Raw genomic sequence first — 20280 nt, 5'->3', positions numbered from 1 at the left:
CCTGTCACGCCCCGGTTTTCCATCCGCAGCGGACCTCGTGTCCCGAATCCAAGAACGGCACCCATGGCCACCGACACACAACTTGACCTGAACACAGTGCTTCCCGAGGCGCTGGACGAAAAGGATGCCTGCGTCCGGCGCCTCACCGCCGGCCTGCAGGCCCGTGAGGGCGTCATCAGCGCCCACGTCAAAGAAGGGGAAGCCGCGGCGCAGCTGTGCGTGCATTTCGAACCCGACATCATCAGCCTGCAACGCATCCGGGAACTCGCCCTGTCCCTGGGCGCCCGGGTCGACAGCGACTTCGGACACCTCAGCCTCGACGTGGACGGCGTGTCACGGCCCGCCCGGGCCCAGCTGCTGGAACAGCGGCTGCGCAACACTGCCGGGATCGCCGAAGCCCACGTCTCTCCGACAGGTTCCGTCGCGGTCGAATACTTCGCCGACCAAACCTCGGATCCGGCGATCGTGGACCTGCTGGAGCGCTTCGGGACACCACCGCGCACCAGCCGGCCCCGCGCCGCAGAAGGCCCCGAGGCCGCTGAGCCCGGCGGCGCCGCAGCTGCCGTTCCGGAGGCCCAAGCGCATGAAAAGCATGAAGATCATGACCATAAGCACGGCGGGATCTTCGGGGAGCGCAGCGAACTGATCTTCGCCGTGCTGTGCGCCCTGACGCTCGCGACGGGCTTCTTCCTCGGGCTGAGCCCGGCGGTGCCGGACGCCGTCTCGACGGCCCTGTACATCGCGGCGTATTTCTTTGGCGGCTACTACACGCTCAAGGAAGCCATCCAGACGGTGATGGCCAAACGGTTCGAAATCGACTTTTTGATGCTGGTCGCAGCCGCCGGCGCGGCCGTGCTCGGGGACCTGGCCGAGGGCGCCCTGCTGCTGGCCTTGTTCAGCATAGGACATGCCCTGGAAAGCTATGCCATGGGCCGGGCACGGCGAGCGATCCAGGCACTGGCCGACCTCGCCCCCGCCACCGCGGTCGTGAAGCGCGACGGGACTGAACAGGAAATCCCGGTCGGGCAACTCCGGCTCGGCGACACGGTCATCATCAAACCGAACACCCGCATCCCCTCCGACGGTTTCGTCACCGTCGGCCACAGCAGCGTCGATCAGGCCGCCGTGACCGGCGAGAGCATCCCGGTGGACAAGGCCCCGATCAGCCGGGGAACGCCCCGCAGCGGCCAGGATATCCCCGCGGAAAGCCGGATCTACGCCGGCACCGTCAACGGGCCGGGCGTTCTGGAAATCGAGGTCACCCGGCTGTCCAAGGATTCCACGCTCGCCCGGGTCGTGCGGATGGTCAGCGAAGCCCAGGCCCAGACCTCACCCACCCAGCGCTTCACCGACCGGTTCCAGCGGGTGTTCGTACCCGCGGTCCTGACCTTGGTCGTCGTGCTGCTGTTCGCCGGCTTCGTCATTGACGAACCGTTCTCCGCCACCCTGTACCGGGCCATGGCGGTTCTCGTCGCCGCCAGTCCCTGCGCTCTGGCAATCTCGACCCCGAGTGCTGTCCTGAGCGGGCTCGCCCGGGCCGCGCGCGGCGGCCTGCTCATCAAGGGCGGCGGCGCGCTGGAGAACCTCGGTACCCTGCGCGCGATAGCCTTCGACAAAACCGGAACCCTCACCGAGGGCAAACCGGAAATGACCGACGTCGAACCCGTCGACGGGGTCACGGAATCCGAACTGCTCAGCGTCGCCCTCGCCGTCGAATCACAGAGCGATCACCCTCTGGCCGCCGCCATCGTGCAGGCCGCGCGCGCCCGGCTCGACGGAACGCCGCTGCTCAAGGCCGACGCCGTCGCCGGCATCACCGGCCGCGGCGTCAGCGCCCTGATCGACGGTGAAGAGATCCATATCGGCAAGCAAAAGCTCTTCAGTGAAATCGGCGGCGCACCGTTGCCTGCGGAAATCGCAGAATCGACAGCCCGGCTCGAGGCATCCGGGCGGACCACCATGGTCGTCCGCCGGGGGACCCGGTACCTCGGCGTCCTCGGCCTCATGGACACCCCCCGCGCCTCCGCGCAACAGGTCGTTTCCCGGCTGCGCCAGGCCGGCATCCGCCACATGATCATGCTCTCCGGGGACAACCAGACCGTAGCGGACGCCGTCGCCGGACAACTCGGACTCGACGAGGCCCGCGGTGACCTGATGCCTGAAGGCAAAGTGAAGGCAGTGATCGAGCTGCGCACCAGGGAACACAAGGTAGCCATGGTCGGCGACGGCGTCAACGACGCACCCGCGATGGCGAATGCCACCGTCGGGATCGCCATGGGCGCAGCCGGCTCAGACGTGGCCATGGAAACCGCCGACGTCGCGCTCATGGGAGATGACCTCGAGCGGCTCCCCTTCGCCGTGAAACTCAGCCGGCAGTCCAGCCGGATCATCCGCCAGAACCTCTGGGCAAGCCTGGGGGTCGTCGCTGTCCTGATCCCGGCAACCATCACCGGGACCATCGGCATTGGTCTCGCCGTCCTGATCCACGAAGGATCCACCCTGCTCGTCGTCGCCAACGCCCTCCGCCTCCTCGCCTACCGCGAACCGGGAACGGAGGAGGAATCCGTCAGGCCCTCGGGCACACCCGTAGAGCCGGTGATGGCACGGCGTCCTGACTAAGAACGAAGAACGCCGCGCCCTGCCCGTCCCGGGCGAGTGGATTCCTGCGGGCAGGCTGGGGACGCGGCCGGATAAGTCGCACGGGAAGCCCAAAGACCACTCATCTCGTCCGGTGCACCGGCAAGACCGGGGCAGGGGCGGTGAGGATCACCGCTGGCGTTCCGGCCGGCGGGCCAGCTGCTGAAGGTAGTCGTTATACGCGTCCAGCTCCGGAGTGCCCTCCGTCGCGGCGGCCCGGTCTGAGCGGACCCAGCCTTTGGCCTCATCCCGCTGCCAGCGGACCATGATGAAAATGAGCATCAGGACCCCGGGAAGTTCCCCGTAGGACCAGGCCAGGCCGCCGGCCACACCTTGGTCTGTGATCGGATCTATGTTCCATTGCGGGGGAGATGTGGAGAAGAAGTCGACCATCGGCGCGGTGGCCATCATGAGGACGACGCCGAAGAACGCGTGCAGGGGCATTTCGGCGAACATGTCGATCATCCGGCCGAAATGGCTTTGGCGCGTGGGCAGCGGATCCGCCGAAATCAGTGGAATCGTGAAGAGGATGCCGGCGGCCAGGAACAGCAGCTCGAGTCCGACGTGCCCGTACCAGCTGGGCAGGAGGAGATCTGCGATGCCGGAGAAGTACACGCCGTAGAAGCTGAGCAGAAACAGCGGCACCATGAAGGCCGGGTGGATCGCCACCCGGCCCCAGCGGGAGCGAAGACCCCAGATCGCGGCGCGCAGGACGGCCCGGCCCGGCCCCCGGTGAGGTGTAGCCCGCAACAGCAGCGTCCCGGGGGAACCGATCACCAGCAGCGGCGGCACGGCCATCATCAGCGTCAGCTGCTGGAACATGAAGATCGAGAACATTCGCAGCCCGTAGCCTTCGATCCCTGCGCCCATGACCACGACGATGGCCAGGGAGCCGGCCAGGAAGGAGGCGGTGCGCACCGGCGACCAGCGCCGCCCCTGCCGCCAGAGACTGACGGCACCGGCGAGATACAACAGCGCCGCGACCGCGGCCAGGACCGGTATCAGCGGGACGGGCTGCAGGTTGGGGGCGAGGTACTCGGCCAGCGAAGGGGGCAGCGTCGGGATCCAGACGGGCCCGACAATTTCCGGTTCGGACATCATGCCGCCAGGATCCGGCGTGCCGGGTGCGTTAGCGTCCGGCGACCATTTTCAGCCTGTCCTGCCCGGTGTGCCCGACATGTGTCAGGCCCAGGTCCAGGAGCATGCGGACGTGGGCGTCCGCCAGAGAGTAATAGGCCATCCTGCCGGCGCGGCGGGCCGTCACCACGCGTGGTCCGCGCAGCAGCCTCAGGGCATGTGAGACGCCGGATTCGCTCAGGCCCGTGGTGGCGGCCAGATCGCAGACGCACATTTCGCCTTCGAGGAGGGCGATGAGGATCCGGACCCGTCCCGGATCCGAGAGCAGGCCGAAGATGACGGCAAGGTCCGCGACCTCGGCCTCCGCCGGCATCCGGGATCGGACCTGTTCCACTTTGTCGGCATCCACCAGGCGGAGGGAGCATTCGCTGACCTGGCCGGCAGGTGCCGGGGGCCGTGAGCTTGGGGTCATTTGTCAAGATTACCTCTACTGCTAATGCTTCGCATTTGCTCCGCGGCGGGGGACCACCCCGGGCGTCCGTTTAACGTGTGAACAACTCTACAGATAATCTGGTTGAGACCGGCAGTGCGCCGGCACCGCCTGCGGCTGTACACGGCAGCGGGTCCGGACCCACGACTTTGAGGATGCATTGTGGCGTTGAAAGCCCCCGCCTCTGCCAACACGCCGACGGTTTCGCCGCGGTTGGTGTGGCTCGCCGTTGCCGGCGTCATTGCGGTGGTGGCGGTCCTGGCGGCCAGTGCATACGGCGGCGCAACCCTGCCTCCGGAAACCCGGGACCCGGGATCTCTGGTGCGCTGGGGCTACGGGATCGCCCAGACTCTCCAGAACACCGCCGCCGCAGCCACGATCGGCGCCCTCGTTTTCGCTGCCTGCATCATCCCGCCGGCGCTGCGGGGTCCGGGGCGGGGGAACCCCGGCCGAAGGGGACCGGTCTCTGCGGCGGTGGAGCACCCCGCGTTCACCCGCATCATGGTGCTGGCGTCCACGGCCAGCGTGCTCTGGACGCTGGCCGCCATGGCCGTCCTGGTCTTCAGTTTCTCCGACATCACCGGCATCCCCATCTCCGGCAGCAGCGAATACGCCTCCCAGCTGGCCTCCTACATCACCGAGCTGCCCACCGGGACAGCGTGGCTGTGGGTGGTCATCATTTCCGCGTCGGTATCGACGCTCACGTTTGGACTAAGGTCCCGCGGCGGACTCGCCGCCGCGGCGCTGCTCTCCCTGGCCGGGCTCCTTCCCATGATCCTCATCGGCCACGCTGCCGGCGGCGCTGACCACGAGCAGGCCATCAACTCACTGGGCCTTCATCTGGTGGGGGTGTGCCTCTGGCTGGGCGGGCTGATTGCGCTGACGGTCGGAGGGACCGCCTTTGGCAAGGACACCGCAGCGGTCCTGGAACGGTTTTCTACCCTGGCTGGTTTCGCTTTCATCCTCGTGGTCGCTTCCGGCATCATCAACGCCGCAATCCGCATCGACCTCCCCGCGGGGCTGGCCTCGCCTTACGGCGTCCTCCTTCTGGGCAAAACAGCTGCCGCCCTCGTTCTGGGCGCCATCGGCTTACTGCACCGCCGACGGATCCTCCCGCAACTGTCCCTGAAGTCCGGACCCGGGACGCACACCCGGTTGCTGTGGCGCTTCATCGTCGTGGAGCTTCTGATCATGGGCGCCGCCAGCGGCCTGGCCGCGGCCCTGAGCCGGACGCCTCCGCCCGGGGGAGAGGACATCCGCCCGGCCCTGACGCCGGCAGAAATCCTCACCGGCTACCTGCTGCCCCCGGAGCTGACTGCAGAGCGGTGGTTCACCGTCTGGCGGCCGGACTGGCTCTGGATCGCCGTGGCGGTGACCGGCGCCTACCTGTATCTGCGGGCCGCCCGGCGCCTCCGGGTCCGCGGCGACACCTGGCCCTGGGCCCGGTCGCTGCTGTGGCTGACCGGCCTGGCCGCGCTGGTGTTCTTCACCTCCGGGGGGCCGTCTGTCTACGGCCGGGTCCTGTTCAGCGCCCACATGCTGGACCACATGGCTCTAACCATGATCGTCCCGGTGTTCCTCGTCCTCGGGTCCCCGGTCACCCTCGCGCTTCGGACACTGGCCCCACGGCATGACGGTTCCCGCGGCCCCAGGGAATGGATCATGGTTCTGGTCCATTCACGGGTGGCCGCCATCGTGACCCACCCTTTGTTCGTTGCTGCCAACTTCGCCGGATCCATCGTGCTCTTTTACTACTCCGACGCGTTCGGCTTCGCCCTCCGTGAACACGTCGGTCATGAACTCATGACGGTCCATTTCGTCATCACCGGCTACCTCTTTGTTCTATCCATGATCGGCACCGACCCTGTTCCGCGCCGTGCGCCCTACCCGCTGCGGCTGCTGCTGCTACTGGCCACCATGGCTTTCCACGCCTTCTTCGGCGTGACCCTGATGGGCTCAACCACCCTGATCCAGTCAGACTGGTTCACCGGTCTGGGGCGGGGCTGGGGGCTGCCGGCGCTGGAGGACCAGCAGATGGCCGGCGCGATCACTTGGGGTATCGGCGAGATCCCCACCGTGCTGATTGCCCTCGGCGTGGCGGTCATGTGGTCACGCTCCGATGCCCGCGAAACCCGGCGCACCGACCGTGCCGCAGCCCGGAACAACGACGCCGACCTCACCGCCTACAACGCCATGCTCGCCCGCCTCGAGGAACGCAGCACCGCAACGGACCGGACCCATGACCGGGCCAACTAGCGCACTGCGGCCTCTCCGCCCCGGCACCCAACTGCCAGCCGGACAGAACACGAAATGCTTTGAATCCAGGAATCACTGTATTATCCGGGAGATGCGCATACTGTCCACGCCCGATGTTCTGGCACGCTTCGGCAAGGCACTGGCCGACCCGACCCGGGCAGCCATCCTGCTCGAACTCAAATCCGGCCCGGCGTGCCCGTCGGAACTGGCCGACCGGATCGGAGTCAGCCGCCAGATCCTCTCCAACCACCTGGCCTGTCTGCGCGACTGCGGGTTGGTGGCCGGGGACCCCGCAGGACGACGGGTCCAATACCGGCTCTCGGACCCCCGGCTGGCGCACGCCCTGGATGACCTGCTCGGCACGATCCTGACCGTCGACCCGATCTGCAGCTGTGCCGAGCCGGGTTGTCCCCAGGACAAGCCGTCCCCGCTGACCGGCCAGGAACGCATGACGGAGGTAGGCCCATGAGCGGGCACGATCACGACCACGGTGCGGCCGCTGCGGGTAACCGGGGCAAACTGATCCTCGTCTTTGCCATCACCTTCACCGTGATGATCGCGGAGATCATCGGCTCGTTCCTCACCGGCAGCCTGGCGCTCCTGGCCGATGCCGGCCACATGTTCACCGACTCGACCGGGCTGCTCATCGCCCTGATCGCCGCCTCGCTGGCACTGAAGCCGGCCACGGCCAAACGGACCTGGGGGTACAAGCGCGCCGAGATCCTTGCCGCGGCCGGGCAGGCTGCCCTGCTGCTGGGTGTCGGCGGCTTCGTCATCGTCGAGGGCATCCGCCGCCTCATCGAGCCTCCCGAAATCGGCGGCTCAACGATGCTGTGGTTCGGCATCATCGGCCTGGCCGGCAACGCCGTCGGGCTGATTGTTCTGGCGTCGGGACGGAACCACAACTTCAACATGAAGGCCGCGTTCCTGGAGGTTCTCAACGACGCCCTCGGCTCCGTGGCTGTCATCGCGGCCGCCATCATCATCGCCGTCACCGGCTGGGTCCAGGCCGACGCCGTCGTGTCCCTGCTGATCGGCGTCCTGATCATTCCCCGCACGCTGAAGCTGCTCCGGGACACCGTGAACGTGCTGATGGAAAACGCCCCGCAGGGCCTGGACATGGCAGGGGTCCGCGAGCACGTCCTTGCCGTGCCGCACGTCATCGACGTCCATGACCTGCACGCATCCCTGGTCGCCTCGGGCACAGCCGTCCTCTCCGCCCACGTCACCGTCGAAGACACCTGCATGACCGACGGACACGCCGCCGCCATCCTGGCTGACCTGCAGCTTTGCGTGGCCGAACACTTCGACGTCAGCGTCGAACACTCCACCTTCCAGATCGAACCCGCCGCCCACCGCGACCAGGAAAGCATCCACCACTGATGACACAAACCACGGCAGCCCCCGCCCCACCGGACCCCGCAAAAAAGGTCCGTCTGGTCCTCTGGATCCTCCTGGGCGTCATCGTCACCGCCGGCGTGATCTGGTACGCGGTCTTCACCACCGCCAAAGCCGCCGAACCCGCGCCCCCACCGGTGGCCGACGCGCAGCTGGTCCGTGAGGACAGCCACCGGGTCACCACACCGGCCACGGAGAAGGCCCAGCTGGTGGAGTTCCTGGACTTCGAATGTGAATCCTGCCGGGCAGCGCAGCCGCTCGTGGAGGAACTGAAGCAGGAATTCGGTGACCGGATCACCTTCGTCAACCGCTACTTCCCGCTGCCGGGGCACCGGAACTCCGGAACCGCGGCCCTGGCCGTGGAAGCCGCCGCGCAGCAGGGCAAGTACGAGCAGATGTACACCAAAATGTTCGACACCCAGCCGCAATGGGGCGAAAAACAGGACTCCCAGGCACCCGTGTTCAGAACCTACGCGCAGGAACTGGGCCTGGACCTGGCCAAGTACGACGCCGCCGTAGCGGACGAAAAAACCATTGACCGGATCCGCAAAGACGTCGCCGACGGCAAGGCGCTGGGAGTGACCGGCACCCCGACCTTCTTCCTCAACGGCCAAAAGCTGACACTCAACACCGAAGCGGACTTCCGGCAGAAACTCACCGACGCCGCCAAATAAGGGGTGGCTTGTGAATTTGTGAAATATCCGACGCTAGCGTTCCAAGGGCCTGGTACTCCGGGTGGCGCCCTGTTGCCAACTAAGCCGTATAAGGTACGTGCGTCCTGAGGTTGAGTGTTTCAAATCGATGTTGACCCCGGTACGACGGTGAGGGCGCCCTCTCGGAGCCTGAAGTAGGCATCGGCGTCCCCTTCGGGTGTTCCGATTCCAACGGCTCCGCGAGATCCGTGGGTCATGGCAGCGGCACCGCCGCGGTCAGAGGTCGGTTATGCCCACACCGATGTCGTCTAGGCAGGGTGAGCGTTTGCCCGCGGGTTTGCCCATGGCCCGCAGACAGGTGCATTGGGGGCCTTTGACCGCCGGGATGGCGGTCCACACGAAGCGTTGCAGGCGGTTGTAGTTGCCGAAGTCCAGGACCGCTCCGTCGAGCCGGGGGGCAAGTTCGTGGCTGACGGAGATTGTCAGCTCCGCGCGCGTCTCGGCAGGGGGGTCCAGTGCGCAGGCGATGTACTTTTTTGGCCGTGTCCGGGAGAAGTAGAGTCCCTGGACGCGGCAGCCGCCCGACCCCTGGTAGCAGTGCAGGGAGCCGCCGAACACGGCGATCATCTCCAGGGCTTCGGCGGTGGCGTGGAAGCGGCCGTGTCCGGGCACCGTCACCACCGTCCGCCCGTCCACGGGTCCGGTGTTCATTAGTGGTCCTTTCTGTTTCGCTCTGTCTAATGGGGCCGGCGCCGGCGCCGGCACCGGAGGGCGGCCGGTCAGGTTTTCCAGGCCTGGCTGCGTAGAAGCCGCAGGCCGTTGAGGGCAACGATGACGGTGGAGCCTTCGTGTCCGGCGACGGCCAGCGGCAGCGGCAGGGTGGAGATCAGGTCCCACGTGACGAGAACTGTGATGAAGGTGGCTGCGATGGCGAGGTTGGCGATGACGAACCGGTGTGCCCGCTTTGAGATCGCGATCAGTGACGGCAGGGCTTCGAGTTCGTCGCGGACGATGATGGCATCGGCCGTGTCCAGGGCGAGGTCGGAGCCGTGCCGTCCCATCGCGATGCCGGTGGTCGCTGCCGCGAGGGCGGGGGCGTCGTTGACGCCATCGCCGATCAGCAGGACCCGGTGGCCGTCCTGTTCCAGCCTGTGCACCACTGCCGCCTTGTCAGCGGGCAGCAGGCGCGAGCGGACGTCGTCAATGCCGGTTTCGGCGGCGATCTGGGCTGCGGCGCGGTGGTTGTCTCCGGTGAGCAGATGAACTGGATTTCCCGTGATCTGACGGAGCCGTTCGACTGTGGCGGCCGCGGTCGGGCGGAGCCGGTCTGCCAGGGTGATCCGCCCCGCCGTGCTCCCGTCGATGGTGACGTAAACGACGGTTCCGGGCACGTTGTCATCGGCCTCCGCGGCGGGCCGTTCCACCCGGACCTGCCGGCCGTGGACGATGCCTGATACTCCCTGGCCGGGGACGGCCTTGAATTCGGCTGCCGGCGCCACGGTGAGGCTTCTTTCCCGTGCGTCCCGGAGGATGGCCCGGCCGAGCGGGTGTTCGCTGTACTGTTCGACGGCGGCCGCCAGCCCCAGGACCTGTGCGGGGGTGAGGGTGGCCTCCAGGGAGTCGACGGAGGTGACTTTCGGGGTTCCCTCGGTGAGGGTTCCGGTCTTATCGAAGGCGACGACGTTGGTGCGTCCGACCTGCTCCATCACGGTGGCTGATTTCACCAGGACGCCGTGCCGTCCGGCGTTGGCGATGGCGGCCAGCAGCGGCGGCATGGTTGACAGGACGACGGCGCACGGGGAGGCAACGATCATGAAGGTGATGGCCCGCAGCAGGGCGGCCTCCAGGCTCTCGCCGAGGGCCAGGGGCAGGAAGAACACCAGCAAGGTCGCCACGATGACACCGACGGAGTAGCGCTGTTCGACTTTTTCAATGAACAGCTGGGTCTTCGCTTTGGTGGCGGAGGCTTCCTCCACGAGGGTCACGATGCGGCTGACCACCGAGTCCTTGGCCGCCTTGGCTACCCGCACCGAGAGAATACCGCTGCCGTTGACGGTTCCGGAGAGCACCTCGTCGCTTTCGCGCCGGATGACCGGAACCGATTCCCCGGTCATCGCGGCCTGGTCGACCTCGCTGACTCCACGGATGACGGTGCCGTCGGCGCCGATCCGTTCACCCGGGCGCACCAGAATCACGTCGCCGACCTGCAGGTCCGCGGTGTCGACCTCCTCTTCGAGGCCGGTCCCGTCGATGAGACGGGTGGCGCGTTCCGGCGCCAGGGCCAGCAGGGAACTGACGGAGTCAGCTGTCCGCTGGGTGACCAGGGCTTCCAGAGCACCCGATGTTGCGAAGATGACGATCAGCAGGGCCCCGTCGAAAACCTGGCCGATGGCCGCGGCCGCGATCGCCGCGACGATCATCAGCAGGTCCACGTCCAGGGACTTCTCGCGCAGCGCCCGCAAACCCGACAGCGCAGGTTCCCAGCCGCCGGCCGCGTAGCAGGCCAGATAGAAGGACCACCACACGACCGGCGGTGCCCCGGCCAGCTGCGCTGCCCCGCCGACCAGGAAAAGCGCCAAAGCGACCGTGGCCCACCGGACTTCGGGCAGCCGGGCCCCGGTACGGAAAATCGACGCAGGCTTGGGCAGGGACCGGCCCGTGGCAGCTCCGATCGGGGAGGTCAGCGTCTGGCTCACGAGCGCACCGCCCCTTCCGCGGCCGGCGCCCCCGTGCGCGACATGTCGATGCGGTGATGCGCCGGCTCACCGCCGAGGGAATGCTCGGCCTGGAACACGGCGTCGGCAACAAGCTTACGCGCGTGCTCGTTGGCAAGCCGGTAAAAGACCCGGGTCCCGTCCTGCCGGGCAGCTACGATCCTGCCCAGTCGCAGCTTCGCCAGATGCTGCGACACGGCAGTCGGGGACTTATCGATGATGTCCGCGAGATGGTTCACGGACAGTTCCCCGTCCCGCAGTGCCAGGATGATCCGCACCCGCGTAGCGTCCGCGAGCATCGCAAACACCTCGACCGCGAGCTCGACGTACTGACTGTCGGCATCAAGACTGCAATGATTCTTATCTTCACTCATATGAAGATTGTTCCATAAAACAGACCTGATCCGAATCCGGTCAGGACACCGGCCGCCGGGAGAGCCGGCTTCTGAACGAGACAACGCGGGGCGAAGCTGTCTATGATCAGTGCATATACGCGCACCTATGCACCAAAGGAGTTGGACGAATGTTAGATGTTCTGCGGAATGTGACCTACCGGCGGCTGTTCGCCGCCCAGATCGTGGCCCTGATCGGCACGGGCCTGCTCACGGTGGCCCTCGGACTGCTGGCCTACGACCTGGCCGGCCGGAACGCCGGCGCGGTACTGGGCACGGCCCTGACGATCAAGATGCTCGCCTACGTGGGCCTGGCCCCGGTAATCAACGCACTGGTGGCGCGGTTGCCCAAAAAGCCGGTGCTGATCGGGGCTGACCTGATCCGGGCGGCGATGGCACTGTCTCTGCCGTTCATTACAGAGACCTGGCAGATCTACGTGGTGATCTTCCTGCTGCAGTCCGCCTCCGCGACCTTCACCCCGGCCTTCCAGTCGCTGATCCCGACCATCCTGAAGGATGAACGGGATTACGCGCGCGCGTTGTCCCTTTCCAGGCTGGCCTATGACATGGAAGCTCTGGTCAGTCCGGCCCTTGCGGCCTTGCTGCTGACGCTGATCAGCTACAACAACCTGTTCATCGGCACAGTCGCCGGTTTCCTGTTCTCGGCCTTCATGGTCACCATCACGGTCCTGCCGCGGCTTTCAGCGCCGGCGGGGCCGCAGACGTCCCTTTGGCACCGGACCACCCTGGGTACACGGATCTTCTGGCGCAACCGGCGTCTGCGGTCCCTGCTGGCGCTGAACCTCGTGGTCGCAGCCCCGACGGCTCTGGTGCTGGTCAACACCGTGGTCTACGTCCGCGACGTCCTACGCCGTCCAGACACGGACCTGGCCCTGGCCCTGGCCTGCTTCGGGGTCGGTTCGATGATCGTCGCTTTGTCAGCACCCCGGGTCCTGGACCGGTTCGGGGACCGGGCCGTGATGCTCACCGGTGCCGCCGTGATCCCTGCCGTGCTGGCCGGCGCCACGCTCCTGACCTTCCTGGGTGTCGGTGGCGCGGGGTGGTGGCCGCTGCTGGGGCTGTGGTTCCTGCTCGGTGCGGCGAATTCCACGATCCTCACGCCCTCGTCCCGGCTGCTGCGTGATGCCTCCACCGAGGAAACCCGGCCGTACGTCTTCACCGCGCAGTTCTCCCTCTCCCACGCCTGCTACATCCTGACCTACCCGCTGGCCGGCTGGGTCGGAGCCGCCGCGGGACTGGGCTGGGCCGGGCTGACTTTGACAATTGTTGCGATAATAGGAAGTGCAGGTGCATTCCTGTCCTGGCCACCGCACACCGCCGCCACATCCCAGGAACCAGCCGATGAGGAGCAACCCGTTGATCAGCCGGCCCAGCAGCGCGCCGAGCCCTAGCAGCTCGTTGAGCCCCGCCACTGGGGAGCCGTCCCTGACTCACCTGGTCACTCCGGGCCCGGAGCTGCTCGACACCGCTGCCGGGACGCTGCGGATGCTCGCCGAACCCACTCGCCTGCACCTGCTCTGGCAACTCTCCAACGGCCCCAAGACCGTCACCGAACTCGCCGACGCGTCCGGGGCGCCACGGACCGTAGTCAGCCAGCACCTGGCCAAACTGCGTCTTAGCGGCCTCGTGGACACCCGCAAGGACGGCCGGCACGTCATCTATAACCTCCACGACGGGCACCTGGTCCGACTCATCCGCGAAACCATCAACCACGCCGACCACCTGATGACCGGCGAACCAATCCACGGCTGAGGCCCCAACCGATGCCCCGGGGCTACAAAGCCGCCGTTTGAACACCGCCACCCCGGCTAACAAAATGATCGAGTTGGAAGCGCGTGTTTCGATTCGAAACCCGCGTACGGAGGCTAGGTGTGCCAAATCATTCCACTGCGGTGACACTTTGGTGCGTCCTGGCCGGCAACGACCCCCGGGCCGTCCTGTCGATGCTGGATCTTTCCCGGGCCAGCTACCGCAAGATGTGGCAGAACCTCATCCGGGCCACCGGCTACAACATCATTTCCGTCCCGCTGGCCGCCGGTGTGCTTGCCTTCGCCGGGGTCGTCCTCTCGCCTGCCGCCGGGGCCGTGCTGCTGTCCGCCTCCACCATCGTCGTGGCCCTGAACGCGCAGCTGCTGCGCCGGCTGAAACTCAATCCCGCCCAGGTCCGCTGAACCCGGGCCCTCCCGGGCCGGTATTCTTGAAGCCATCCAGCCCGCACGGAAGGAGGAACACCATGACCGCCATCTCAGCCCGGCGCGCCACGGCGTTTCTCCTCCGGGGTGCCCTTCTCGCGGGATTGCTGGTGATCGTCGCCGGCATTTTGGGTATGCACGTCATGACCGGCACGCACGCCATGCCGGCGGCGGCCGCCGGTCATGACACCGGGGCGCCGTATGCCATGCCGGCGCCTGAGTACCCCGGCCACGTCGCGGACATCACCAAGATCCAGGGGACCTCCGCAGCTCCGGGTAGCACGCACGCACCAGGACCATCGTGCGGCGATAGCGGTGGGTGCACGATGATGTCCTCCATGGGCGGGGACTGCGTCCCTTCTCCCGGGACCACGACACTGGCAGCTCCGCCGCCGGGCACCACGCCCCTGACTTCCGGCGGCGGGCCCCCCACCGGCGTCCCCGCCATCGGATACGGGTTCATTCCTCGAAGTCCGTCTCCGGGCCAACTTTCCATCAGCCGGACGTAAACGGCCACGCTGCGCCGTGTCCTGCCCGGCGCGCCCCGCTTACCCGATACGCACCTGCCGGCCGTTCAGCCCGGTTATGGCGCTATATCCGCAGTCGTGCGACAACGCCGATTTGATGATTTAAAAGGACTTGAACTCCATGAAGAAAACTCTGACCCTTTCTGCCCTTGGCCTTGCCTCCGTCATAGCCCTCGCGGGCTGCGCCGGGACCTCCGGAACTACACCTGCCAGCTCCATGCCGGGCATGGGCCAAACCGGGATGGGGATGTCCTCCAGCTCCGCCCCGGCCGCCTCGGACCACAACGCGGCGGACACCATGTTCACCCAAGGGATGATCCCGCACCACGCCCAGGCCGTGGAAATGAGCGACATGATGCTCAAAAAGCAGGGCATGGACGCCCGGATCACCGCGCTCGCGACCAAGATCAAGGCCGCGCAGGCACCCGAAATCGAGCAGATGACGGGCTGGCTCAAGACCTGGAACGAACCGGCCCAGATGGCGTCCGGCCATGGCATGGGCGACGGGATGATGGGCGATGACGACTTGAAGAGGCTCGACACCGCCCAGGGTAGCGAAGCGGCCAAGCTGTTCGTGACCGGGATGATCGCCCACCACCAGGGCGCCGTGGCGATGGCCCAGACTGAAATCAGCCAAGGCAAAAACCCCGACGCCATCCAGCTGAGCAAGGCAATCGTGACCTCCCAGACAGCCGAAATCAAGGAAATGCAGGACCTGCTGGCCACCCTCTGACCGGTGTCCTCCGGCGCCGGCCCTTCACAGGCCGGCGCCATCGCCCTTGCCATGCCCCGCCTGAATCCCTGGAGTCCCCATGCCCCGTCCCTCCCGTCCCCGCCGCCGCGCCGCAACCATCCTGGCAGCCGGCACCGGCCTCATCCTCGCCCTCTCGGCATGCAGTCCCGCCTCCGGCACGGCAGGACCCTCACCGGCCGGCACCGGAACCGCCATGCCTGACGCCCATGTTCACGGTCTGAGCGTCAGCAGCGAAACCGGCCAGGTGCTCCTGGCCACCCACGAAGGCCTGTTCGACGTCACGAAACAACCAGCTGCCAAACTCGGCGCCACCAACGACCTGATGGGATTCACCGCCGGCACCGACCACGGCGTCCTCTACGCATCCGGACACCCCGGCGAAGGCTCCGGCCTTCCCAACCCGATCGGGCTAATCAGATCCACCGACGCCGGTAAAACGTGGGAACAGCTCTCCCGCCAGGGTGAATCCGACTTCCACGCGCTCACCGCGACCAAATCCGGGATCATCGGCTACGACGACGCGCTGCGCACCAGCCCGGACGGGAAGACCTGGAACACGGTGGCCGCTGATTTTGTCCCGGCCGTCCTCGCCGGTAACCCCACCAGCGACACGGTCCTGGCCACCACCCCGCAAGGGATCCGCCGCTCAACGGACGGCGGTCAAACCTGGACCATGGTGGACTCCGGACCCGTGGTCCAGTTCGCCGCCTTCGCCAGCCCCGCCGAGGCGGTGGGAGTCGAACCGGATGGGACCGTCCACACCTCCACGGACGCCGGCGCGACCTGGATCCGGAAGGGGACAATCCAGGACACGGTCCAGGCTGTGGCGGCTGTGAAGGGCCCGGACGCAAAGTTGGTGATCTGGGCCGCCACTGCCAGCGGGCTCGTCGTCTCCACCGACGCCGGCGACACGTTCCGTCCCGCCAACGCCTCCTGACCCCGCGATGCGTGACCCGTTCATGGTCCTGTTCGGGGGCTTCATCGTTTTCACTGCCATCGCGCTCTGGATTGCCCTGAACCGCCCTGGCCGGAAAGGCGCCCGGACCCGTTCGGAGACGACCCCCGCCAGGCGTACGGTGCGTCGTCGCTGGGAATTGACCGGCTGCGTCCTGCTGGCCGCAGCCGGCCTGGATGTTGCCGCCTCATACGGGATCGGCACATCATCCTCCGCCCGTAGCGGCATCACCGTGGAGCTCGGGCTTGCTATGATGGTCCTCGCCGTCGCGTGGTCCATCTTCCGTGACGAAGTCCGCCGGTACCAGCTGTGGCTCGGCGCCGCACTCTACGGCCTTCCCAGGCCCGCGGAACCTGCCCAGATCAAAGCCGCCGAATACACGGGCGTCTTCCTCCGCCTTCTGCTCTTTCTTCTGGGTCTAATCACCGTGCTGGCCAGATTGATACTTCGCTAGCCTGTGTGGCCCCGGTGCGAGTCCTGAGGAGCGAAGGCCGGCGGGACCGCATTGAGAACATTTTCAAGATCGTCCACCAGAACGCACGAACATATACCCCTACGGGTATTAGGGTGTAGCCTCATAAATATCACTGCAGGCCGGTCAGTACCGACTTCGCGGGATAAGGAGACAGATAAATGATGGGTGGATACGGATCAGGCATGGGCTGGACGTGGATGTTCTGGCTGCTGCTGATCGTCGGGGTCCTGCTGCTTGCCGGTCTCGGGATATGGTTCTCTGCCGGCAGGCGCCGCGGCGGATCCGCGGGCTCCCCGGACGGCAGAGGCGCCGGGCTTGCGGGCAGTGGAGACACACCCAGAGAGATCCTGGATGAACGTTTTGCCAGAGGCGAGCTGACAGCGGAGGAGTACCACGAGCGACTCAGGACCCTCAAGGGCGACAACTGATGCGGCCTGTCCGCCGACGCACTGCCCTCATCCTCGGGGGCGCCGGAACCGCAGCCGCGCTGACGGGCGCGGCTGACCTGTTGCGGGGCTCCGGCGCCGGGTTCCAGCCGTCCGGCTGACGGGACATCAGTGAACCCGAGGTCCTCCGCAGCAGTGATACGGCGATGCGGCGTCATTAACTCACAGTGAAACCCAATGGAGGAGCATAACCATGAGCTACGCACACACCATCACCGTCGCCCTGCCGTACGAGGAAGCGGTGCGCCGGACCAGGGAGGCGCTCCTGGGACAGGGCTTCGGAGTCCTCTCCGAAATCGATGTCCGCTCAACCTTCGAGGCCAAGCTCGGGGAGGAGAGCGGACAGTCCCTGGGCGACTACCTCATCCTGGGCGTCTGCAACCCCGCCCTGGCCCAGCGCGCTCTCACCGCGGAACCGGACATGGGACTGCTCCTTCCCTGCAACGTCGTCATCCGGCGCGGCAGCGACGCCGACGCGACCGTCATACAGACGATCGACCCGCAGACAATGGTCAAGCTCAGTGGCGCCCCGGCCGTCGCCCTGGTCGCCGGCGAAGCCGACGACCGGCTCCGGGCCGCATTGAAAGAGCTCCAAACCGCCTGAGACCCCTGGCCTCCGGACCGGAGGCTCATGGGACGCGAAAAAGAGACCATTGTGTCCCCGCGCGCACCGGAGCAAGGCCGGCCGCCGCCGGCCCTGAAGCAGACTGTATACACCCGCCATACACCCGCCGGGCCTTTGGGCACTGTTCCGGGAAGCGGGCCCAACGTAGTTTCACAAGAGGAGGTCTGATCATGATGTATGGCTGGGACGGGAATGGCTGGGGTATCGGCGCGTGGCTAGCCATGGCCCTGTTGATGCTGATTTTCTGGGGCGGAGTCGTCACTGTCGTTGTGCTCCTGCTCCGGCGTCCCCATCCGGGTGAGGGACCGGCCGCACAGCGGCCGCCGCACCACGACGCTGAGCGTATTCTTACTGAGCGCTTCGCCCGTGGGGAAATCGACGAGCAGGAGTTCACTGCCCGGCGCACGGCGCTCAGGCGCCAGGATTGAACTCGTTGAGCCGCCGCGGCCAGATCATTATCGGGACAGCGGCCGTGATTCTTCTGACCGCACTCTCCCTCGTAGCTGTCGGCGTCGTGGGCAGTCTTGTGAACCCCGGGGGAACCGGCTTTCTGTCCCGGACCCGCTGCGTGGCACCAAATCTTCCTGGACCGGTCGTCTCCGTTTCACTGACCAACATGGGCGGACCCATGATGAGCCGGCCCAACGGTATGATGGGCGGCGCCATGCGCATGACGGCAGACCGAAACACTGTGGCGCACGGCCCGGTGTCCTTCCTGGTCACCAACGCGGGCACCATCAGCCACGAAATCGTCATCCTTCCCCTTCCCGAGAGCCAAATAACCGGCACCCGCCCGATCGGCACGGACGCCAAAATCGATGAGGCGGGCAGTCTCGGGGAAGCGTCCAACACCTGCGCCGAAGGCACCGGGCAAGGAATCCTTCCCGGCGCGTCAGGCTGGGTCACCGTCACGTTGCCGCCAGGGCGCTACGAACTGGTCTGCAACCTCCCCGGCCACTACGCCGCCGGCATGTACACCCAACTCACGGTCACCTAGTCCCTTCGGGAAGTCTCCGCCTCGCGACATTGACGCCCGCAAACAGTCAGCAGTGGTGACAGATGGTTCTGTCACCGACATCGGTGGTGGCCCGGTAACTTCACCGACCCTTATGGGGAGATGAGCTTTTCACCGTCGGGGCGCAGTTCCCCGGTCGGTGAGACGTGCCGGTAAAGGGTCTGGCGGGTGATGCCGAGTTCGGTGCAGAGGTCGCTGACTTTGGTTCCGGGTTTGCCCATGGATGCCATGGCGAGCCGGACCTTGGCGGGCGTCATCTTGTAGGGTCGGCCGCCGTTGCGGCCGCGGGCCCGGGCGGAGGCGAGTCCGGCGAGGGTGCGTTCGGAGATGAGTTCGCGTTCGAATTCGGCGAGGGCGGCGAAGATCCCGAAGACGAGCTTGCCTGAGGCGGTGGTGGTGTCGATTGCGGCGCCCTGCCCGGTGAGGACTTTGAGCCCGATGCCGCGTTCGGTGAGGTCGTGGACGATGTTGACCAGGTGCCGCAGGTCCCGGCCCAGCCGGTCGAGCTTCCAGACGACCAGGGTGTCGCCGTGGCGCAGGGCTTTGAGACAGGCGGCCAGCTCTGGGCGGTCTTCCTTCTTTCCGGAGGCCCTGTCCTCGTAGAGGGAGTCGGGGGCGATGCCGGCGGCCAAGAGCGCATCGCGCTGAAGGTCCGTGGTCTGGGATCCGTCGGCCTTGGAGACGCGCATATATCCGACCAGCACAGCAGTTCTCCTCTGTCATTTATACGTTCGTTTAAGTGACAGCCAGATTCCAAACCAGGCTGGAATCAGTAGATGTCACTTAATCCGTTATTTATTCTAAGTCATGCAAAGGGTGGCTGATCTTTTGTTTGTGACAGGAAGCCGAGGGTCATCCGAAGCCCTGCAAAGGTATCCCGGAGCCGGCGAACAGATTCTTCGCTGCGGCATCCGCGCAGCCTCCCACTCCGCAGGAGCTGGCAGCGCACCGCAAGGCCAGCAGGCATCACGACGCCTGGGACCTCTTGCCCTCGATCACTGCCCCGACGCTCATCCTCCACGGGGAGGATGATCTGATGACGCCGGTGCAGAACGCCCGTCTGCTCGCTGACCGGATTCCCGGCGCGGGCCTGCAGGTCCATCCCGGGGGCAGGCATGGATTCTTTGAGGAGTTCGCACAGCAGGTCACCCCGGCCGTGATCGAATTTTTTGCGCGAACACCCGCAAACTGAGCTCGTACGATCTTTCCGGCCTCCTGGTCACAGGCCCGGCGAAAGTTCTGGTGCCTGGGTTAGCGGGATGAGCGGGGAGAAATCTGTTGAGCACTGGGAAATCGCGGAAAGTTGCGGAATTCGGGCCAGCTCAAAGGCCGTACGACTCAGTCCTTGAAGGATGCAAAGTCTTTAGCCTCCTCACCCGCGAGGTACCGGTCGTAGAGCCAGTTGAGGATTCCGGTTCGCAGAGCCGTAGCCCGCTGGCAGGGATTGCTTCTCTTCTGTGCATCTGCACGCTTACCCGGTACAGCCGCGCGGCAAGCAGTGGCAATCTCGGCTGGACCGGCGCAACCGTCGTCAAGGGCCCTGGCCATGCCGTCAATGCCGGGTCCCTTGTAACCTCCGGACCCGAGGGTCAAACAAATTCGGCAGCGCTGACCCTGTACCTCTCCAGAGACTTCAGCCGCTTCGCAAACGAT

General features: G+C 66.3%; 22 protein-coding genes and 1 pseudogene. 17 read left to right on the top strand and 6 right to left on the bottom strand.

The window, feature by feature from the left end; all coding sequences use genetic code 11:
- Positions 1–63 precede the first annotated feature (63 nt).
- A complete protein-coding gene (locus QCD75_RS05125; RefSeq protein ID WP_301226347.1) occupies positions 64–2619 on the top strand; it encodes a heavy metal translocating P-type ATPase in 2556 nt (851 codons plus the stop codon).
- A gap of 147 nt (positions 2620–2766) precedes the next feature.
- Here the strand turns inward: QCD75_RS05125 and QCD75_RS05120 are convergent, their stop codons facing one another.
- Both QCD75_RS05120 and QCD75_RS05115 read right to left on the bottom strand, forming a co-directional pair.
- Positions 2767–3735 carry a cytochrome c oxidase assembly protein gene (locus QCD75_RS05120; protein WP_301226494.1) on the bottom strand — a complete coding sequence of 323 codons (969 nt, stop codon included), beginning with the start codon at positions 3733–3735 and terminating at the stop codon, positions 2767–2769.
- Between the two features lie 31 nt (positions 3736–3766).
- Positions 3767–4186 (bottom strand): ArsR/SmtB family transcription factor, encoded by a 420-nt coding sequence (locus QCD75_RS05115; protein ID WP_301226345.1) that lies wholly within the window; start codon positions 4184–4186, stop codon positions 3767–3769.
- Positions 4187–4366: 180 nt separating this feature from the next.
- Here QCD75_RS05115 and QCD75_RS05110 point away from each other — a divergent pair, with 180 nt between their 5' ends.
- The 4 genes from QCD75_RS05110 to QCD75_RS05095 all read left to right on the top strand — a co-directional run bounded on the left by QCD75_RS05110 (position 4367) and on the right by QCD75_RS05095 (position 8532).
- Positions 4367–6460 (top strand): cytochrome c oxidase assembly protein, encoded by a 2094-nt coding sequence (locus QCD75_RS05110; RefSeq protein WP_301226343.1) that lies wholly within the window; start codon positions 4367–4369, stop codon positions 6458–6460.
- 91 nt (positions 6461–6551) lie between these two features.
- Complete coding sequence (locus QCD75_RS05105; RefSeq protein WP_301226341.1) at positions 6552–6929, top strand: ArsR/SmtB family transcription factor; 378 nt, start codon at positions 6552–6554, stop codon at positions 6927–6929.
- Positions 6926–7843, top strand: a complete 918-nt coding sequence (locus QCD75_RS05100; RefSeq protein WP_301226339.1) for a cation diffusion facilitator family transporter — start codon at positions 6926–6928, stop codon at positions 7841–7843. Before QCD75_RS05105 ends, QCD75_RS05100 begins: the two co-directional genes overlap by 4 nt.
- The gene (locus QCD75_RS05095; RefSeq protein ID WP_301226337.1) at positions 7843–8532 is read left to right on the top strand and encodes a DsbA family protein; all 690 of its coding nucleotides are present in this window, start codon (positions 7843–7845) and stop codon (positions 8530–8532) included. The genes QCD75_RS05100 and QCD75_RS05095 overlap by 1 nt, the downstream gene beginning before the upstream one ends.
- 255 nt (positions 8533–8787) lie before the next feature.
- On the opposite strand, the gene QCD75_RS05090 is transcribed toward QCD75_RS05095, so the two are convergent.
- The 3 genes from QCD75_RS05090 to QCD75_RS05080 all read right to left on the bottom strand — a co-directional run bounded on the left by QCD75_RS05090 (position 8788) and on the right by QCD75_RS05080 (position 11599).
- Positions 8788–9222 carry a peptidase gene (locus QCD75_RS05090; RefSeq protein WP_301226334.1) on the bottom strand — a complete coding sequence of 145 codons (435 nt, stop codon included), beginning with the start codon at positions 9220–9222 and terminating at the stop codon, positions 8788–8790.
- A gap of 68 nt (positions 9223–9290) precedes the next feature.
- The gene (locus QCD75_RS05085) at positions 9291–11207 is read right to left on the bottom strand and encodes a heavy metal translocating P-type ATPase (protein WP_301226332.1); all 1917 of its coding nucleotides are present in this window, start codon (positions 11205–11207) and stop codon (positions 9291–9293) included.
- Entirely contained in the window at positions 11204–11599 is a 396-nt protein-coding gene (locus tag QCD75_RS05080) for an ArsR/SmtB family transcription factor (RefSeq protein ID WP_301226330.1), read from the bottom strand. The genes QCD75_RS05085 and QCD75_RS05080 overlap by 4 nt, the downstream gene beginning before the upstream one ends.
- Positions 11600–11748: 149 nt before the next feature.
- On the opposite strand from QCD75_RS05080, the gene QCD75_RS05075 reads away from it, so the two are divergent.
- The 11 genes and pseudogenes from QCD75_RS05075 (at position 11749) to QCD75_RS05025 (ending at position 18609) form a co-directional block, all read left to right on the top strand.
- Positions 11749–13029, top strand: a complete 1281-nt coding sequence (locus QCD75_RS05075; RefSeq protein WP_301226328.1) for an MFS transporter — start codon at positions 11749–11751, stop codon at positions 13027–13029.
- 7 nt (positions 13030–13036) lie between these two features.
- Positions 13037–13390 carry an ArsR/SmtB family transcription factor gene (locus tag QCD75_RS05070; protein WP_301226326.1) on the top strand — a complete coding sequence of 118 codons (354 nt, stop codon included), beginning with the start codon at positions 13037–13039 and terminating at the stop codon, positions 13388–13390.
- A 155-nt stretch (positions 13391–13545) separates the two neighbouring features.
- Positions 13546–13809, top strand: a pseudogene (locus QCD75_RS05065) (heavy metal translocating P-type ATPase); the annotation flags it as partial.
- A 62-nt stretch (positions 13810–13871) separates the two neighbouring features.
- Positions 13872–14339, top strand: coding sequence for a hypothetical protein (locus QCD75_RS05060; RefSeq protein WP_301226324.1), 468 nt, complete (start codon positions 13872–13874; stop codon positions 14337–14339).
- 139 nt (positions 14340–14478) lie between these two features.
- A complete protein-coding gene (locus QCD75_RS05055; protein ID WP_301226322.1) occupies positions 14479–15090 on the top strand; it encodes a DUF305 domain-containing protein in 612 nt (203 codons plus the stop codon).
- Between the two features lie 79 nt (positions 15091–15169).
- The gene (locus QCD75_RS05050) at positions 15170–16048 is read left to right on the top strand and encodes a F510_1955 family glycosylhydrolase (protein WP_301226320.1); all 879 of its coding nucleotides are present in this window, start codon (positions 15170–15172) and stop codon (positions 16046–16048) included.
- A gap of 7 nt (positions 16049–16055) precedes the next feature.
- Positions 16056–16520 carry a hypothetical protein gene (locus tag QCD75_RS05045; protein ID WP_301226318.1) on the top strand — a complete coding sequence of 155 codons (465 nt, stop codon included), beginning with the start codon at positions 16056–16058 and terminating at the stop codon, positions 16518–16520.
- Positions 16521–16699: 179 nt separating this feature from the next.
- Positions 16700–16969: an SHOCT domain-containing protein gene (locus QCD75_RS05040; RefSeq protein WP_301226316.1), complete on the top strand. Its 270-nt coding sequence runs from the start codon at positions 16700–16702 to the stop codon at positions 16967–16969.
- A 211-nt stretch (positions 16970–17180) separates the two neighbouring features.
- Positions 17181–17591, top strand: coding sequence for a DUF302 domain-containing protein (locus QCD75_RS05035; protein WP_301226314.1), 411 nt, complete (start codon positions 17181–17183; stop codon positions 17589–17591).
- Positions 17592–17782: 191 nt separating this feature from the next.
- Complete coding sequence (locus QCD75_RS05030; protein WP_301226312.1) at positions 17783–18040, top strand: SHOCT domain-containing protein; 258 nt, start codon at positions 17783–17785, stop codon at positions 18038–18040.
- Positions 18037–18609 carry a sulfocyanin-like copper-binding protein gene (locus tag QCD75_RS05025; protein ID WP_301226310.1) on the top strand — a complete coding sequence of 191 codons (573 nt, stop codon included), beginning with the start codon at positions 18037–18039 and terminating at the stop codon, positions 18607–18609. The genes QCD75_RS05030 and QCD75_RS05025 overlap by 4 nt, the downstream gene beginning before the upstream one ends.
- 110 nt (positions 18610–18719) lie before the next feature.
- Here QCD75_RS05025 and QCD75_RS05020 read toward each other — a convergent pair whose 3' ends face one another.
- Entirely contained in the window at positions 18720–19331 is a 612-nt protein-coding gene (locus QCD75_RS05020) for a recombinase family protein (RefSeq protein WP_301226308.1), read from the bottom strand.
- Positions 19332–19501: 170 nt separating this feature from the next.
- Between QCD75_RS05020 and QCD75_RS05015 the strand changes: the two genes are divergently transcribed.
- Positions 19502–19819, top strand: coding sequence for an alpha/beta fold hydrolase (locus QCD75_RS05015; protein ID WP_367400632.1), 318 nt, complete (start codon positions 19502–19504; stop codon positions 19817–19819).
- Positions 19820–20280: the final 461 nt, after the last annotated feature.

The sequence above is a fragment of the Arthrobacter sp. PsM3 genome (assembly GCF_030433895.1).
In the GTDB taxonomy this organism is placed as follows: Bacteria; Actinomycetota; Actinomycetes; order Actinomycetales; family Micrococcaceae; genus Arthrobacter.
Note: the sequence above shows the minus strand (reverse complement) of the source record. Positions and strands in the feature narration are given on the sequence as shown.

Bases quoted from the DNA above. Each gene is read 5' to 3' on its own strand.
- QCD75_RS05060 (WP_301226324.1), top strand. From the start codon at position 13,872: ATGACCGCCATCTCAGCCCGGCGCGCCACGGCGTTTCTCCTCCGGGGT.
- QCD75_RS05120 (WP_301226494.1), bottom strand. From the start codon at position 3,735: ATGTCCGAACCGGAAATTGTCGGGCCCGTCTGGATCCCGACGCTGCCC.
- QCD75_RS05115 (WP_301226345.1), bottom strand. From the start codon at position 4,186: ATGACCCCAAGCTCACGGCCCCCGGCACCTGCCGGCCAGGTCAGCGAA.
- QCD75_RS05090 (WP_301226334.1), bottom strand. From the start codon at position 9,222: ATGAACACCGGACCCGTGGACGGGCGGACGGTGGTGACGGTGCCCGGA.
- QCD75_RS05040 (WP_301226316.1), top strand. From the start codon at position 16,700: ATGATGGGTGGATACGGATCAGGCATGGGCTGGACGTGGATGTTCTGG.
- QCD75_RS05045 (WP_301226318.1), top strand. From the start codon at position 16,056: ATGCGTGACCCGTTCATGGTCCTGTTCGGGGGCTTCATCGTTTTCACT.
- QCD75_RS05075 (WP_301226328.1), top strand. From the start codon at position 11,749: ATGTTAGATGTTCTGCGGAATGTGACCTACCGGCGGCTGTTCGCCGCC.
- QCD75_RS05080 (WP_301226330.1), bottom strand. From the start codon at position 11,599: ATGAGTGAAGATAAGAATCATTGCAGTCTTGATGCCGACAGTCAGTAC.
- QCD75_RS05100 (WP_301226339.1), top strand. From the start codon at position 6,926: ATGAGCGGGCACGATCACGACCACGGTGCGGCCGCTGCGGGTAACCGG.
- QCD75_RS05055 (WP_301226322.1), top strand. From the start codon at position 14,479: ATGAAGAAAACTCTGACCCTTTCTGCCCTTGGCCTTGCCTCCGTCATA.
- QCD75_RS05095 (WP_301226337.1), top strand. From the start codon at position 7,843: ATGACACAAACCACGGCAGCCCCCGCCCCACCGGACCCCGCAAAAAAG.
- QCD75_RS05050 (WP_301226320.1), top strand. From the start codon at position 15,170: ATGCCCCGTCCCTCCCGTCCCCGCCGCCGCGCCGCAACCATCCTGGCA.
- QCD75_RS05125 (WP_301226347.1), top strand. From the start codon at position 64: ATGGCCACCGACACACAACTTGACCTGAACACAGTGCTTCCCGAGGCG.
- QCD75_RS05105 (WP_301226341.1), top strand. From the start codon at position 6,552: ATGCGCATACTGTCCACGCCCGATGTTCTGGCACGCTTCGGCAAGGCA.
- QCD75_RS05035 (WP_301226314.1), top strand. From the start codon at position 17,181: ATGAGCTACGCACACACCATCACCGTCGCCCTGCCGTACGAGGAAGCG.
- QCD75_RS05030 (WP_301226312.1), top strand. From the start codon at position 17,783: ATGATGTATGGCTGGGACGGGAATGGCTGGGGTATCGGCGCGTGGCTA.